The sequence below is a fragment of the Desulfofundulus sp. JL263-se genome, from assembly GCF_056316025.1.
Genome location: NZ_CM149993.1, coordinates 3,091,041 through 3,104,521 on the forward strand (window position 1 = coordinate 3,091,041; position 13,481 = coordinate 3,104,521).

The following is a 13,481-nucleotide window of genomic DNA, read 5'->3' on the forward strand; positions in this document are numbered from 1 at the left end:
AGGTGTTTCTTTATTATAAATTATTACCATGTATAACCAAAGTAAGAACATATAAAAATTTCTCTTCCGGGGTACCCCCAACCAAAAATTAATGCCGGGGTATTACCCGGCAAAAGTATATCATATTGGAATATCCTTGTAAAACCGCTACAAGCTTATGAACTTCACATCCATAACCCCATCTATGCGGGCAATTTCCTTTAATGTCTCTTCCGGAACTTCGGCATCCACCGACAGCACCATTACCGCCTTGCCGCCGATCTCCTTTCGGCCCACCTGCATGCCGGCTATATTAATATTATGCTCTCCGATAAGGGTCCCCACCGGGCCGATGATTCTGGGCTTATCGATATGGGGAATATAAAGCATATATCCGCTGGGCACGGCATCAATTCTATAACCGTCTATCATAACTATGCGGGGATCATTTTCCCGGAAAAGGGTTCCAGCAACGGTTTTTTCCAACTTATCCGATACAACTTTAACAGTAATTAGACTGGCGTAACCTTCAGCACTGCCGTCCACCGTTTGAGCCACTTGAATTCCGCGGCTTTTGGCCAAAACAAGGGCATTCACATAATTAACCCTTTCTTGGAGAATGGGATCCAGCATGCCTTTCACCAGGGCGGTAGTTATAGGTGCAACTTCCAGCTTGGCCAATTCTCCGCTGTATATGACTTCCACCTTTTTAACCCTGCCGTCTAACAGTTGGGCCTGGAATTTCCCCAACTTTTCCGCCAGGTTAAGATACGGCTTGACCCCGGCCATTACTTCCGGCTTAACGGAAGGAATATTTACCGTGTTCTTTACTATTCCGCCCTTGAGGGCGGCCACTATTTCCTCGGCCACATCCACGGCTACATTCAGCTGTGCTTCAGCCGTAGAAGCTCCCAGATGCGGGGTGGCAATAACATTATCAAACTTAAGCAACGGACTGTCGGTATTGGGCTCTTTTTCAAAGACATCCAAGGCCACACCGGCCACCTTACCGGACTCTACGGCACGGTATAAGGCTTCCTCGTCCAATATACCGCCCCGGGCACAGTTTATAATGCGCACGCCGTCCTTCATCAGGCTAAAGGCCCTTTCATCAATTAAATGATAAGTTTCCTTGGTTTTGGGCATGTGGAAAGTAATAAAATCCGCCCGCTTTAAAACATCTTCCAGGGGCATAAGGGACACTCCCAAGCAAGCGGCCTTTTCTTCCGTAATGTAAGGGTCATAGGCTATTACTTCCATTTCCATGGCCTGGGCCCTGCGGGCCACCGCCGAGCCGATACGCCCAAGACCGATAATACCAAGTATCTTACCCCTGAGCTCTACACCAAGAAATGCCTTCTTATCCCATATGCCTTCCTTGAGTTTTTTAACTGCCTGGGGTATGTTTCTGGCCAGGGCCAGCATCATGGCTATGGTATGTTCGGTGGCGGCTATGGTATTGCCGTCCGGTGCATTTACCACCAACACACCTTTTCGGGTACAGGCATCTAAATCAATGTTGTCAACCCCCACACCGGCACGGCCCACAACCTTCAACTTTTTGGCACTTTCCACTACCCTGGCGGTAACTTTGGTGGCACTGCGCACGATCATGGCGTCATAATCACCAATTATCTTAACTAACTCATCTTCGGTCATTTTTCTACCAATAACTACCTCTATATCCTTTTCCTCGCGCAGCGGGGCCAAACCCTGCTCCGAAACGTTATCCATTACCAGAACTTTAAAACTGGCCATCATTCCTGCCTCCCCAGAAATACTTCTTGCGCGGCTTTAACTCCCTCGCCCAGCCGGACGGGATAACCCACTTTGGCCAGAGCCATTTCCAGGCCGGTTATGGCCAGGAGTACATCCATCTTATCGGCAAAACCCATATGAGCAATGCGGAATATTTTATTTTTCAATTTTGCCTGGCCACCGGCAAAGGTGATGCCGTACTCCTTTTTAAGTACCTTGCGAATATCATCTGCCCCAATGCCTTCCGGCGCATATACCGATGTAACCACCGGGGATGCACAGTGGTCTTTCGTCATCAATTTCAGCCCGAGGGCTCTTATGGCCGCCCTGGTGGCATTCCTCAACAGTTTATGCCGGGCATAAACGTTATCCAATCCTTCGGCCAAAATCATATCTAAAGCGGCATCCAGCCCTACAAAAAGGGACACTGCCGGAGTAAAAGCAGTATTCCATTTTTCCATGGATTTCCTTGCTTTTAAGAGATTGAAGTAATAACGAGGTGATGAATTGTTTTTAATTTTCTCCCAGGCTTTGGAGCTCACACTTATAACAGCCAGGCCCGGCGGCAACATAAAGGCCTTTTGGGAACCGGTTACTAGTATATCCACATTCCACTCATCGGTTTTAATCTCTATGCCACCGACGCCGCTGACGCCATCTACCACCAGTAAAGCAGGCGTTTTCGCCACCAGCTTACCGAGACCTTCAACATCATTAACCACCCCTGTGGAGGTTTCATTGAAAGTAGCAAATACCACTTTAATGTCGGGATTGGCGGCCAATTTTTCTTCCACCACTGCCAGGTCAACCGGAGTGCCCCATTCAAAGTCCTCCCGAATTACTTCCGCCCCGTAGGTATTGGCCAGCTCGGCCCAGCGTTCCCCGAATTTACCTCCAACCAGAGCCAAAACTTTATCCCCAGGACTTACGGTGTTGGCAACGGCAGCTTCCATACCGCCGGTACCTGAATTAGTTAATACGAAAATATCATTTTGGGTTTGAAATACTTTTTGCAGTTTACATATAATTCTTTTATGCATTTCGGCAAAATCTTCACTCCGGTGGCCGAACATGGGCCGGGACATTGCACCGGCCACCGGCGGCGGTACCGGAGTCGGGCCGGGAATCATAAGGTATTCTTTACCTTGCATAAAGGTCTCTCCTTTCAAAATATCGAGTCTTGTTTTTTATCAAATGACTTGATGGAAGCGCCGGTAAATATAAAAACCTCTCACTCCCTGCATATATAACACAGGGACGAGAGGTTAACTCCCGCGGTGCCACCCTCATTGATCCGGCAAAAATTACCGGATCCCCTCAATTAACAGCATAACGGGTAATACCGTGCCTGCCTACTGCTTTTTTCAGCAGGCCCCCTCCGGGGAGCCTTTCACCAGCCGAACCCACCGGTTCGCAGCAACCACCGGCTCTCTGAAGAGTTTACGGCTGACTACTCTACCCCTTCACTGGGTTTTCCTATTAATTTTTAAAAAATAATAATACATTTCGTCGCAATTTGCAATAGTTATATGTACTTTTGTTCGTTATTCACTTTATTCAGAAAATATTCATGAAACCTCAAATCATCCGTTAACTCCGGGTGAAAAGCAGCAGCCAATATATTCCCCTGTTTCACGCATACAATTTTATCTTCAAATTTTGCCAAAACGTCCACATTAGACGCCACATCAATTACATAGGGAGCTCTTATGAAAACCGCCCTGAAAGGTTTTTCGCCCAGTGCCGGTATATCCAAATCTGTTTCAAAACTCTCTACCTGCCGGCCAAAGGCATTACGCTCAACCTTAATATCCATCAATCCCAACCTGGGCTGGTCGGACCCGTTAATTTCCTTGGCCAGCAAAATCAACCCCGCGCAAGTGCCGAATATGGGCAAGCCTTCCCGGCCAAGTTCAACCACAGGTTCAAATAAATTATAATCCAGCAATAATTTTCCTATAGTGGTGCTTTCACCGCCAGGGATGACCAGGGCATCCAGCCCCTTTAGTTGTTCCGGCTTGCGCACCTGAATTGTATCCGCACCACATGTCTCCAGTGCCCGCTGGTGTTCCCTGAATGCACCTTGTAACGCCAACACCCCTACCAGCATTTTTCTACCATCCTCTGTCTTGCATGCGTTGTTCCGGAGCAATGGAGGAAATTTCTATACCGGGCATGGCTTCGCCCAGGTTACGGGATACTTCCGCCAGTACCTGCGGGTCATTGTAATGGGTGGTTGCCGCTACAATAGCCTTGGCCCTGGCAGCGGGATCCTTGGATTTGAAAATACCGGAACCCACAAAAATACCGTCACTGCCCAACTGCATCATCATGGCGGCATCTGCAGGAGTAGCAATTCCCCCGGCAGCAAAGTTCACTACAGGCAGCCGCCCTTCCTTCGCCACTTGTAAAACCAATTCATATGGTGCCCCCATCTCCTTGGCTGCATGCATAAGTTCTTCTTTGGGCATATTTTGCAGCCTGCGAATTTCACCCATCACTCTGCGCATGTGCCGCACGGCTTCCACCACGTTTCCGGTACCCGGCTCTCCCTTGGTACGAATCATGGCAGCACCTTCGCCGATGCGCCGCAAGGCTTCTCCCAGGTTGCGGGCACCACAAACAAAGGGCACCTTAAATTTATGTTTATCAATATGATGTTCTTCATCCACCGGTGTAAGAACTTCACTTTCATCTATGTAATCCACACCTAGCGCTTCCAGTATCTGGGCTTCTACAAAATGCCCGATGCGAACTTTAGCCATCACTGGTATGGTAACGGCGTCCATAATTTGTAATATCACCGACGGGTCGGCCATTCTGGCCACACCACCTGCAGCCCTGATATCCGCCGGTACCTTCTCCAGGGCCATAACTGCACAAGCCCCGGCCTCTTCCGCTATTTTAGCCTGTTCCGGGGTGGTAACATCCATTATAACGCCACCCTTTAACATTTCAGCCAAGCCCTTTTTTACAGTCCAAGTTCCCTGTTCCGCCATTTATGACGCCTCCATTTCTTGCTTATAACTAACAAATAATTTTACTTTATTATACAAAGAAAAACAAGATAAATGAAAATTGTCTTAGCTCGGCCAATGGATATTTCTTATGGCCACATTACGACATCCGCAATGACCTTTGCTCGACTAACCATGGATATCTTAGGAACCCGCAGCAGCTTCTCGGTCACTGCAGACCCCAAATCCATAAAGAATAAATCAAAATTAGGAAATAATTAACCCCCTGGATATAAAATCCAGGGGTGACTATATACTAGAGCCCGGCTCAAATTATATCACCTGCATAAGCATTTTTCAATCTTTACCACTGTCGTAAATTTTCACTACATACATGTAAGAACGGGTACCCGAAAAAATTCGCCGGCTTTAGCCCTCGGGGGAGCGTTATAGCTGCTAAAGGGGAAGGTAAGTCTTTGGCCTCTCTTTTGCGAGGGGAAATTTATTTATTTTAAACAGAGTCACTTTAATCAAATATTTCCCGTAAATATTACTCTCAGCTTTTACCCTGTTCAACCACGTGCACGATAGCTTGAATTTTAATTTTACCGTATTCCCTCTTCAGGGAATTCTCCGGTTGGGAGAAATTTTCCAAGTTAAGTTCTACTTAATTTAAAGATAATATCTTCTTGAAAAATTCCCCCAACTTTCCACCGGTTCAAAGTACCTTCTATTTGATTGTAAGTTCTTAACCCGCCTACCCCCTCCCTTTGGGGGGAATTTTTCAGTTAAGCTTATATATTTCTTATATATATTTAAAGACAAATTCCCCTAAAATTCCTTAATTGCCAGGTCCCCTGGGAATCCGGAGAATTTCTTTTAGCAACACCGTCCTTTCCACCGGCCCGTTATCGATATTTAGGCCGGGAAATTCCATAATAATTGTCTCACCTTTAACGGCAGTTATATTTCTCTCCCTGGTACTGGCTAGGTAGGGAATTACGTGGGAGTAGAATTCAATTATTCCGCTTACCTCGTTAATTTGTCCCATAATGTTAACCTCCTTATTTGGGGAAAATTTTTCAAGTTATGCTACTTGTTTAAAGATATTATCTTTAATTGTCCTAAACTTTTTAAAAATTTTCCAAGCCAAGTTTTCCAAAAAGGGCGCCCTTTTTTGGAAACTTTTGCCTATAATCATAACATATTAAATCAAATCCTAAATTTTTCCATATATTTTTAATATGCTTAATTACCTGTTTAATTTGGCTTATATCTCTTACTTCCTTATTTTTACACTAATGATTGCACATAAAAAATCACGGACAAATGCTATCCGTGATTAGACTTAACTCGTACTCACTACCCGGGCCACTGCCACCACCCGGTCCCCTTCACTAAGTTTCATGAGAATCACACCTTGAGTAGACCTTCCCATAACCGGTATATCCCCTACCCGTAATCGAATCATAACACCTTCCGCGCTTATCATCATTATTTCTTCATCTTCCTTAGTAATCCGTACCGATACCACATGTCCGTTCCGAGGGGTGCATTTAATGTTACGTATCCCAACCCCTCCACGGGATTGTAACCGGTAATCATCTATTCTGCTCCGTTTTCCATAGCCTTGACTGCTGATTACCAGAACATCCCCGTCTTTACGAACCTTATCCATGGAGACAACATGGTCTCCCTCGCGTAAAGTTATTCCTTTTATTCCCCTGGTAACCCTACCGATAGGTCGCACTTCCCTTTCGTGAAAACGAATGGCCAGCCCGTTTCTGGTGGCAAGAATAATTTCCTCATTGCCATCCGTAAGAATTACATTTATCAATTCATCCCCTTCATCCAGATTAAGGGCTATGATACCGTCTTTGCGCGACGAATCATAATCATTGAGGGGGGTTTTCTTAACAATACCCCTTTTAGTTGCCATAAATAAATAATAATCCTGCACAAATTCCTTGATAGGTATAACAGTAGTTATATATTCATCCGGGTCAATATTAATAAGATTTACAATGGCAGTTCCTCTGGCCTGCCTTTCCGCCTCGGGTATTTCATGAACCTTCAGCCTGTATACTTTACCCTGGTTACTGAAGAAGAGCAGATAATGGTGAGTGGAAGTAATAAAAAGGTGTCTTAGAAAGTCCTGCTCTTTGATGCCCGCAGCATGAATACCCCGCCCACCCCTGCGCTGGCTCTTATAAGTACCCAGTGGCATGCGCTTGATATATCCTTTATCGGTTATAGTAATAACCACGTCCTCTTCAGCTATCAGGTCTTCCTCTTCCATTTGGAAATCTTCGTCACTGATAACCGAACGGCGGCTGTCTTTATATTTTTCCTTTAACTCAAGTAACTCTTCTTTAATAATTCCTAATACTTTTTTCTCATCCGCCAGAACTGCCTTCAAATAAGCTATTTTTTTCATTAACTCTTTATATTCCGCTTCTAACTTTTCGCGCTCCAAGCCGGTGAGGCGCTGCAGGCGCATGTCCAAAATTGCTTGGGCCTGCTTTTCGGAAAGAGCAAATTTTTTCATTAAGGACTCTTTTGCTATTTCCACGGTGTGGGAAGACCGGATTGTGTTTATAACTTCATCCAAATTATCCAGGGCTATGCGTAATCCCTCTACAATGTGCGCCCTGGCCTCGGCCTTATCAAGTTCAAATTTAGATCTGCGGGTTATAACTTCTTTTTGATGTTCAAGGTAATGCCACAATAACTCCTTAAGATTTAAAACTTTAGGCTGGCCGTCAACTAAAGCCAGCATTATAATACCGAATGTATCCTGTAACTGGGTGTGTTTATAAAGCTGGTTCAAAATTACCCTCGGTTTGGCCTCTTTCTTCAGTTCAATGACAACACGCATTCCCTGGCGATCAGACTCATCCCTCAAATCGGAAATACCCTCTATTTTTTTATTTCTTACCAGATCCGCTATTTTTTCAATTAACTTGGCTTTGTTTACTTGGTAGGGAATTTCGCTAACTATAATCTTTTTCTTACCACCTTCGGTTTCGATGGTTGACCTGGCCCTGACACGGATTGTACCACGGCCGGTATAATAAGCTTCCCGTATTCCCTCCCGCCCCATAATTATGGCGCCGGTGGGAAAATCCGGGCCCTTAATTACCGTCATTAATTCTTTAATTTCAGCGCCGGGATTGTCAATTAGCATAATCACCCCGTCAATAACCTCTGCGATGTTGTGAGGCGGAATGTTTGTGGCCATCCCTACTGCAATCCCTGCAGAGCCGTTAATAAGCAAATTGGGAATTCGGGACGGCAAAACCACCGGCTCTTTTTCCGTGCCGTCATAGTTAGGCACAAAATCTACAGTATCCTTTTCTATGTCAGACAACAACTCCGTTGCTATCCTGGCCATGCGGGCTTCTGTATAACGCATGGCGGCAGCGGAATCCCCGTCAACCGAACCGAAATTCCCATGACCGTCAACAAGGGGATAACGGCTGGAAAAGTTCTGGGCTAAGCGAACCAGCGTGTCGTAAATGGCCGTGTCACCGTGGGGATGGTATTTGGCCATTACTTCACCGACGATAAATGCAGACTTGCGGTGGGGCTTGTCAGGGGTAACCCCCAAATTATGCATGGCATACAATATTCGCCGGTGAACGGGCTTCAGGCCGTCCCGAACATCCGGCAGGGCACGGCCTACTATTACGCTCATAGCGTAATCAAGATAAGAATGTTTCATTTCTTCGTTTATGTCCACTGGTATTACTTTACCTACCATTTTTGGCATATCTAGTCACCTCTTAAAAACTGGGAAAAAGCCTGTATTTATATCCAGTTAAACGTCCAAATTCCTGACAGACCTGGCATTTTCCTGAATAAAGCATCTTCTGGGCTCAACCTTATCCCCCATTAGCATGGTAAAAATTTCATCTGCCTTGATTGCATCTTCCAGCTTAACTTGTAAAATTGTTCTTGATTCGGGGTTCATGGTGGTTTCCCATAATTGCTCGGGATTCATTTCACCCAGGCCCTTATACCTCTGGATGGAAACAGAGTTCCTGCCGATTTCATTTAAAATTTTTTTCAATTCTTGATCGCTATAAGCATAATAATCTTTTTTATTCTTTTTAATCCTGTACAAGGGAGGTTGAGCAATAAATACATAGCCTGCCTCTATCAGTTTTTTCATATAACGGTAAAAGAACGTCAACAGAAGAGTACGAATATGGGCCCCGTCAACGTCTGCATCGGTCATGATAATAATTTTATGATAGCGGGCCTTTTTAAGATCAAATTCATCACCGATACCGGTACCTAAAGCCGTAATCAGTGCCCTGATTTCTTCGTTATTCAAAATCCGGTCCATGCGAGCTTTTTCAACATTAAGTATTTTACCCCGCAGGGGGAGTATGGCCTGAAAACTTCTTTCCCGTCCCTGCTTGGCCGAACCTCCCGCGGAATCCCCCTCCACCAGGAAAAGCTCACTAACTGAAGGATCCCGATTTGAGCAGTCGGCCAATTTTCCCGGCAGGGCTGAACTTTCCAGCGCAGTCTTGCGGCGGGTTAATTCCCGTGCCTTGCGGGCTGCTTCCCTGGCCCTGGCAGCCGTTATTGCCTTTTCCAAAATGCGTTTGGCAACAGCCGGGTTTTCTTCCAGGAATGAACTTAATTTACTTACTATCACTGATTCTACGGCACTGCGGACTTCACTATTTCCCAGTTTTGTTTTGGTTTGACCTTCAAACTGGGGCTCCGGTACCTTTACGCTGATAATTGCCGTAAGACCTTCCCTAATATCCTCCCCGGTAAGATGGTTAATACCATTTTTTGTTAAGTTGTATCTACGCCGGTATTCATTAATAACTCTCGTCAAACCTGCTTTAAAGCCTGCTTCATGGGTTCCGCCGTCTACAGTATGAATATTATTGGCGAATGAAAATAAATTTTCGATGTATCCGTCCGTATATTGGAGGGCCAATTCCACTATTATGTTACCTTTTTCCTCTTCAAGATAAATGGGATCGTGCAGGGGACTTTTATTTTTGTTTAAGTGCCTGACAAAATCTTTTATACCGCCTTCTTTATGATAAGTGACGGTCTTGTTAATCCTTTCGTCTTCAAAAATTATGGTTATGCCCTTGCTTAAGAAGGCCAGTTCTTGTAAACGTTTTGCCAGGGTTTCATGATTAAATTCCACTACCTCGAATATTTCCGGATCGGGCTTGAAAGTAATTTTTGTTCCCGTTATGTCAGACCTACCGGTTACTTTCAGGTCTGTTACAGGTATTCCCCGGCGATACTTTTGGTAGTAAACTTTCCCGTTACGCCGTACCTCTGCTTCCAGCCACTGGGAAAGGGCATTAACCACAGATATGCCAACCCCGTGTAATCCACCACTGACTTTATAAACTCCGCCGCCGAATTTACCGCCGGCGTGCAGCATTGTCATTACCACTTGTAGTGCAGGGAGGCCTATTTTGGGGTGGATATCCACGGGAATACCCCGGCCGTTATCGATGACGGTTACACTGTTATTGTTGTGTACAATAACCTTTATTTTATCGCAGTACCCTGCCATTGCCTCGTCAATACTGTTGTCCACCACCTCATATACCAGGTGGTGAAGGCCCCTGGCATCGGTACTGCCGATATACATTCCGGGCCTGCGGCGCACGGCCTCGAGGCCTTCTAAAACCTGTATTTCCTCGGCACCGTACTTTACATTATTGTTTTCTTGCAACAAAACGGGAACCTCCGTTTCTATTATTCCTGATGCAATATTTTATCACAAAAAACAGGTATATTTTTACTGACTTAAATGGAACCGTGGTTGACCACGGTTCCCGGATATGTTTTCTTATTTTGCTCTTTCACAGAATGTATGTGACCGCTTCTTTAAAGTTGTGCAGGATATCGGAGATACGTAAATGCTGTCGCTGGTGATGACAAAGGATTTGGCCTTCTCCATAGGGGTAATATTTTTAATAAAACCTTCATCCTTTGCAATTTCCATGAATTCCTTTGTTACAGGCGATTCTGACGAACGGGCATCCAAAATGGCAATTATCTTATGTCCGGGAATTACGATATTTCCCCCAAGGTGTAGAAACACTGTTTATACCTCCTGTTGTAATTTTCCTTCGGTGACGTAAATAACATTATCGATTATTGTAGTTCTTTGTATTCTTAACCTTTCCATACTGGTGGTAAGGAAAGTTTGCACCTGGCCACGGACCTTTGATAACAAAGACTCCTGTCTTTCTAAATCCAATTCCTGTAAAACGTCGTCCAGCAGAAGAATTGGATATTCCCCGGTTTCCTTCTTCCACATATGCAACAGGGCCAGTTTTAAAGCTATTACGATTGTACGTTGCTGGCCCCGTGAACCGTAATGCCTGGCTTCGTTATCGTTTATGTAAAATACTATTTCATCCCTGTGGGGCCCTTTAAGGCTTTGGCCCCGCAAACGTTCTTCTTCTTTGACACTGGATATTTCTTTTAAGAATCTTTCCTTAACTTCATCGTATTTCATATCTTGAGTTACTTTTATTGACGATAAGTATCTAATTTCCAGTTTTTCCCTACTACCTGTTAATTGTTGAAATAATCTCTTTACCAGGGGAACCAGTTTATTCAGTAAATTTAATCTTTTAATCAGTAAATGACTTCCGGTATCTGCAAGCTGCCAGTTCCATGTTTCCAGAACGTCATCTTCTACTACGCCCGTTTTCACTTTCCGCAGTAGACTGTTACGTTCAAACAAAGCCTTCTGGTACTGGCGAAAATAATAGTGATAGTGAAAATCCAGCGGGCCCAGCTCAAAATCTATATATTTCCTTCTCCGGGCGGGATTCCCCTTTATTATGTCCAGATCGTCCGGGGTAAAAACCACGGCTTTGGGATAGGGAAACTCCCTTCCCGGTTTCAATTTTTTTCCGTTTACGCTTATTAGCTTTTTTCCGGCGGTAGTTACCTCAAAAAAAATAGAATTATTTTTCCCGGCCATGGCGAAAGTAAAATATAATTGTGCTTTTTTGTCGCGCCAGTTAATAACCTCTGTGATGCGATTGGTACGAAACGAGCTAATTGATGTTCCAAGGTAAATGGCTTCCAGCAAATTAGTTTTACCCTGGGCGTTTTTACCTATTATGAGATTAATACCCTTGTGTGGGCTCCAGGATTCCTGAACATAATTGCGAAAACCCCGCAGGTTAATCTTTTTCAGGTACACCGGTACAGCAACTCCTGTTTACCCGTACTTCACTTTGTTGTGAAAACCACTCTATAAGTGGGACCGTCTGATACCGTAACAAGATCACCATCGGACAGTTTTTTGCCGCGGCGGGTTTCTAATACATCATTAACCTTCACTTTTCCGTTTTGGATCATCAACTTGGCCTTTCCACCGGTATCTGCGGCGCCCGACCACTTTAGAAACTGATCCAGCCGTATGGTTCCCTTTACTTTTATATCAATGCACATGGTAATCCCCCGCTAACGCTATTATTGCGGTACGGCTGGTACAAGTACTGAAATGTACTCATCACCTTCGCTGGGTTTAATGACTGCCGGAGTGCTCGGCCCGGTAAGCTGTAAGTGTATTTGTTCCGTATCCATGGACTTCAGTGCATCTATCAAATACCGACCGTTAAAACATACGTCCATATCTTTTCCACTGCTCTCAACCAGCAAGTCTTCCCTGATTTTACCTGTTTCTGCATTAAAGGAAACGGTAAGAGTATTTCCTTTAAGTTGTAAAAGGACCGTTTGTCTCTTAGGGTTGGTGAGCAAAAGTGCCCGGTCCACTGCTTCTAATAATTCCCTTGTATTAACTTTTACCTCACAAGTGATGTTTTTGGGTATCACTACATTATACTTAGGAAAACTCCCTGCCAGCAGGCGGGTTACGATTTGTACTTTATCGATAAAAAAGAACATTTGGTTTTCAGTGACGTGTATTGATACGTAAGAATCCCCGTCAGCCAACAATTTTGCCACTTCATTAAGAGTTTTTCCGGGAACGATGACGTTTATAAGTTTGTTGGGCTTGTGCTCCAGTAACGTAGTGCGCAAGGCAAGCCGGTGTATGTCCGTAGCCACCAGATTTAGTTTATTTTCCAAAAACTCGAACAGTACTCCCGTAAAGACAGGCCGGTACTCGTCCTGGGAAACAGCATAAAGAACCTGCCTCAGCATTTTACGTAGCAGGGCCTGGGGTAAATTAATAAGGGTTTCTCCTGTAACATCAGGCAGTGCAGGATATTCATCAGGTGAAAATCCATGTAGTGTAAGTTCGGACTGGGCGTAGCTCACAACGGTAGTGTTATTTGCAGGGTCCGTTTGTAATTGTACAGTCGGCACGCTTAACAGCCGGCGGGCCAGTTCCGTAATTTCTCTGGCAGGCAGTACTGCTGTTCCAGGAGTCTTTACAGTAGCAGGAATGTGGGTACGAATTCCTTGTTCCAGATCAGTGGCAGTCAGGTAAAGGGAGTCATCAGCGGCTTCAAAAAAAATACCCGTTAATATGGGAAGGGGGGTGCGGGGGGGTACTGCTCGGTAAACCGTTTGCAGGGCATGAAGCAAGTCTTCAGTTGTAGTGGTGATGTGCATGTATTTACCCCCTTTAAGGTGGTATGGGTTTTATTTTTAAGTTCGTTCACGGTTGCTATTCGTTATGATTAAGAAAAATAAATAATTAGGTATAGATCGTAATAGTATTAACGCTTGTGATTTTGTGTAAAAATTATTGCAGGTTGCGCTATTGTAGCAGTGCAAGCCTTAGTGGATTTGTGTATTTTAACG

General features: G+C 44.7%; 11 protein-coding genes and 1 other annotated feature. All 11 genes read right to left on the reverse strand.

Annotation, left to right across the window (positions count from 1 at the left end; all coding sequences use genetic code 11):
• Positions 1–147 precede the first annotated feature (147 nt).
• Positions 148–1,737 carry a phosphoglycerate dehydrogenase gene (serA, locus tag ACX4JR_RS16090; protein ID WP_476060593.1) on the reverse strand — a complete coding sequence of 530 codons (1,590 nt, stop codon included), beginning with the start codon at positions 1,735–1,737 and terminating at the stop codon, positions 148–150.
• Positions 1,737–2,888 carry a pyridoxal-phosphate-dependent aminotransferase family protein gene (locus tag ACX4JR_RS16095; RefSeq protein ID WP_476058999.1) on the reverse strand — a complete coding sequence of 384 codons (1,152 nt, stop codon included), beginning with the start codon at positions 2,886–2,888 and terminating at the stop codon, positions 1,737–1,739. The genes serA and ACX4JR_RS16095 overlap by 1 nt, the downstream gene beginning before the upstream one ends.
• Before the next feature lie 99 nt (positions 2,889–2,987).
• Positions 2,988–3,213: a binding site (T-box leader), on the reverse strand.
• A 49-nt stretch (positions 3,214–3,262) separates the two neighbouring features.
• Positions 3,263–3,847, reverse strand: coding sequence for a pyridoxal 5'-phosphate synthase glutaminase subunit PdxT (gene pdxT, locus ACX4JR_RS16100; RefSeq protein WP_476059000.1), 585 nt, complete (start codon positions 3,845–3,847; stop codon positions 3,263–3,265).
• 4 nt (positions 3,848–3,851) lie between these two features.
• A complete protein-coding gene (pdxS, locus tag ACX4JR_RS16105) occupies positions 3,852–4,736 on the reverse strand; it encodes a pyridoxal 5'-phosphate synthase lyase subunit PdxS (protein ID WP_476059001.1) in 885 nt (294 codons plus the stop codon).
• Positions 4,737–5,535: 799 nt separating this feature from the next.
• Complete coding sequence (locus ACX4JR_RS16110) at positions 5,536–5,745, reverse strand: hypothetical protein (protein WP_476059002.1); 210 nt, start codon at positions 5,743–5,745, stop codon at positions 5,536–5,538.
• Positions 5,746–6,042: 297 nt separating this feature from the next.
• A complete protein-coding gene (gyrA, locus tag ACX4JR_RS16115) occupies positions 6,043–8,466 on the reverse strand; it encodes a DNA gyrase subunit A (RefSeq protein ID WP_476059003.1) in 2,424 nt (807 codons plus the stop codon).
• A 48-nt stretch (positions 8,467–8,514) separates the two neighbouring features.
• A complete protein-coding gene (gene gyrB / locus ACX4JR_RS16120; protein ID WP_476060594.1) occupies positions 8,515–10,419 on the reverse strand; it encodes a DNA topoisomerase (ATP-hydrolyzing) subunit B in 1,905 nt (634 codons plus the stop codon).
• 117 nt (positions 10,420–10,536) lie between these two features.
• Positions 10,537–10,791: an extracellular matrix regulator RemB gene (gene remB, locus ACX4JR_RS16125; protein ID WP_476059004.1), complete on the reverse strand. Its 255-nt coding sequence runs from the start codon at positions 10,789–10,791 to the stop codon at positions 10,537–10,539.
• Between the two features lie 3 nt (positions 10,792–10,794).
• Positions 10,795–11,910, reverse strand: a complete 1,116-nt coding sequence (recF, locus tag ACX4JR_RS16130) for a DNA replication/repair protein RecF (protein ID WP_476059005.1) — start codon at positions 11,908–11,910, stop codon at positions 10,795–10,797.
• Between the two features lie 29 nt (positions 11,911–11,939).
• Positions 11,940–12,161, reverse strand: coding sequence for an RNA-binding S4 domain-containing protein (locus ACX4JR_RS16135; protein ID WP_476059006.1), 222 nt, complete (start codon positions 12,159–12,161; stop codon positions 11,940–11,942).
• Positions 12,162–12,182: 21 nt separating this feature from the next.
• The gene (gene dnaN / locus ACX4JR_RS16140) at positions 12,183–13,289 is read right to left on the reverse strand and encodes a DNA polymerase III subunit beta (protein ID WP_476059007.1); all 1,107 of its coding nucleotides are present in this window, start codon (positions 13,287–13,289) and stop codon (positions 12,183–12,185) included.
• Positions 13,290–13,481: the final 192 nt, after the last annotated feature.

Coding starts and splice junctions, on each gene's coding strand:
- ACX4JR_RS16110 (WP_476059002.1), bottom strand. CDS start 5,745: ATGGGACAAATTAACGAGGTAAGCGGAATAATTGAATTCTACTCCCAC.
- ACX4JR_RS16095 (WP_476058999.1), bottom strand. CDS start 2,888: ATGCAAGGTAAAGAATACCTTATGATTCCCGGCCCGACTCCGGTACCG.
- pdxS (WP_476059001.1), bottom strand. CDS start 4,736: ATGGCGGAACAGGGAACTTGGACTGTAAAAAAGGGCTTGGCTGAAATG.
- gyrA (WP_476059003.1), bottom strand. CDS start 8,466: ATGCCAAAAATGGTAGGTAAAGTAATACCAGTGGACATAAACGAAGAA.
- serA (WP_476060593.1), bottom strand. CDS start 1,737: ATGGCCAGTTTTAAAGTTCTGGTAATGGATAACGTTTCGGAGCAGGGT.
- ACX4JR_RS16135 (WP_476059006.1), bottom strand. CDS start 12,161: ATGTGCATTGATATAAAAGTAAAGGGAACCATACGGCTGGATCAGTTT.
- pdxT (WP_476059000.1), bottom strand. CDS start 3,847: ATGCTGGTAGGGGTGTTGGCGTTACAAGGTGCATTCAGGGAACACCAG.
- dnaN (WP_476059007.1), bottom strand. CDS start 13,289: ATGCACATCACCACTACAACTGAAGACTTGCTTCATGCCCTGCAAACG.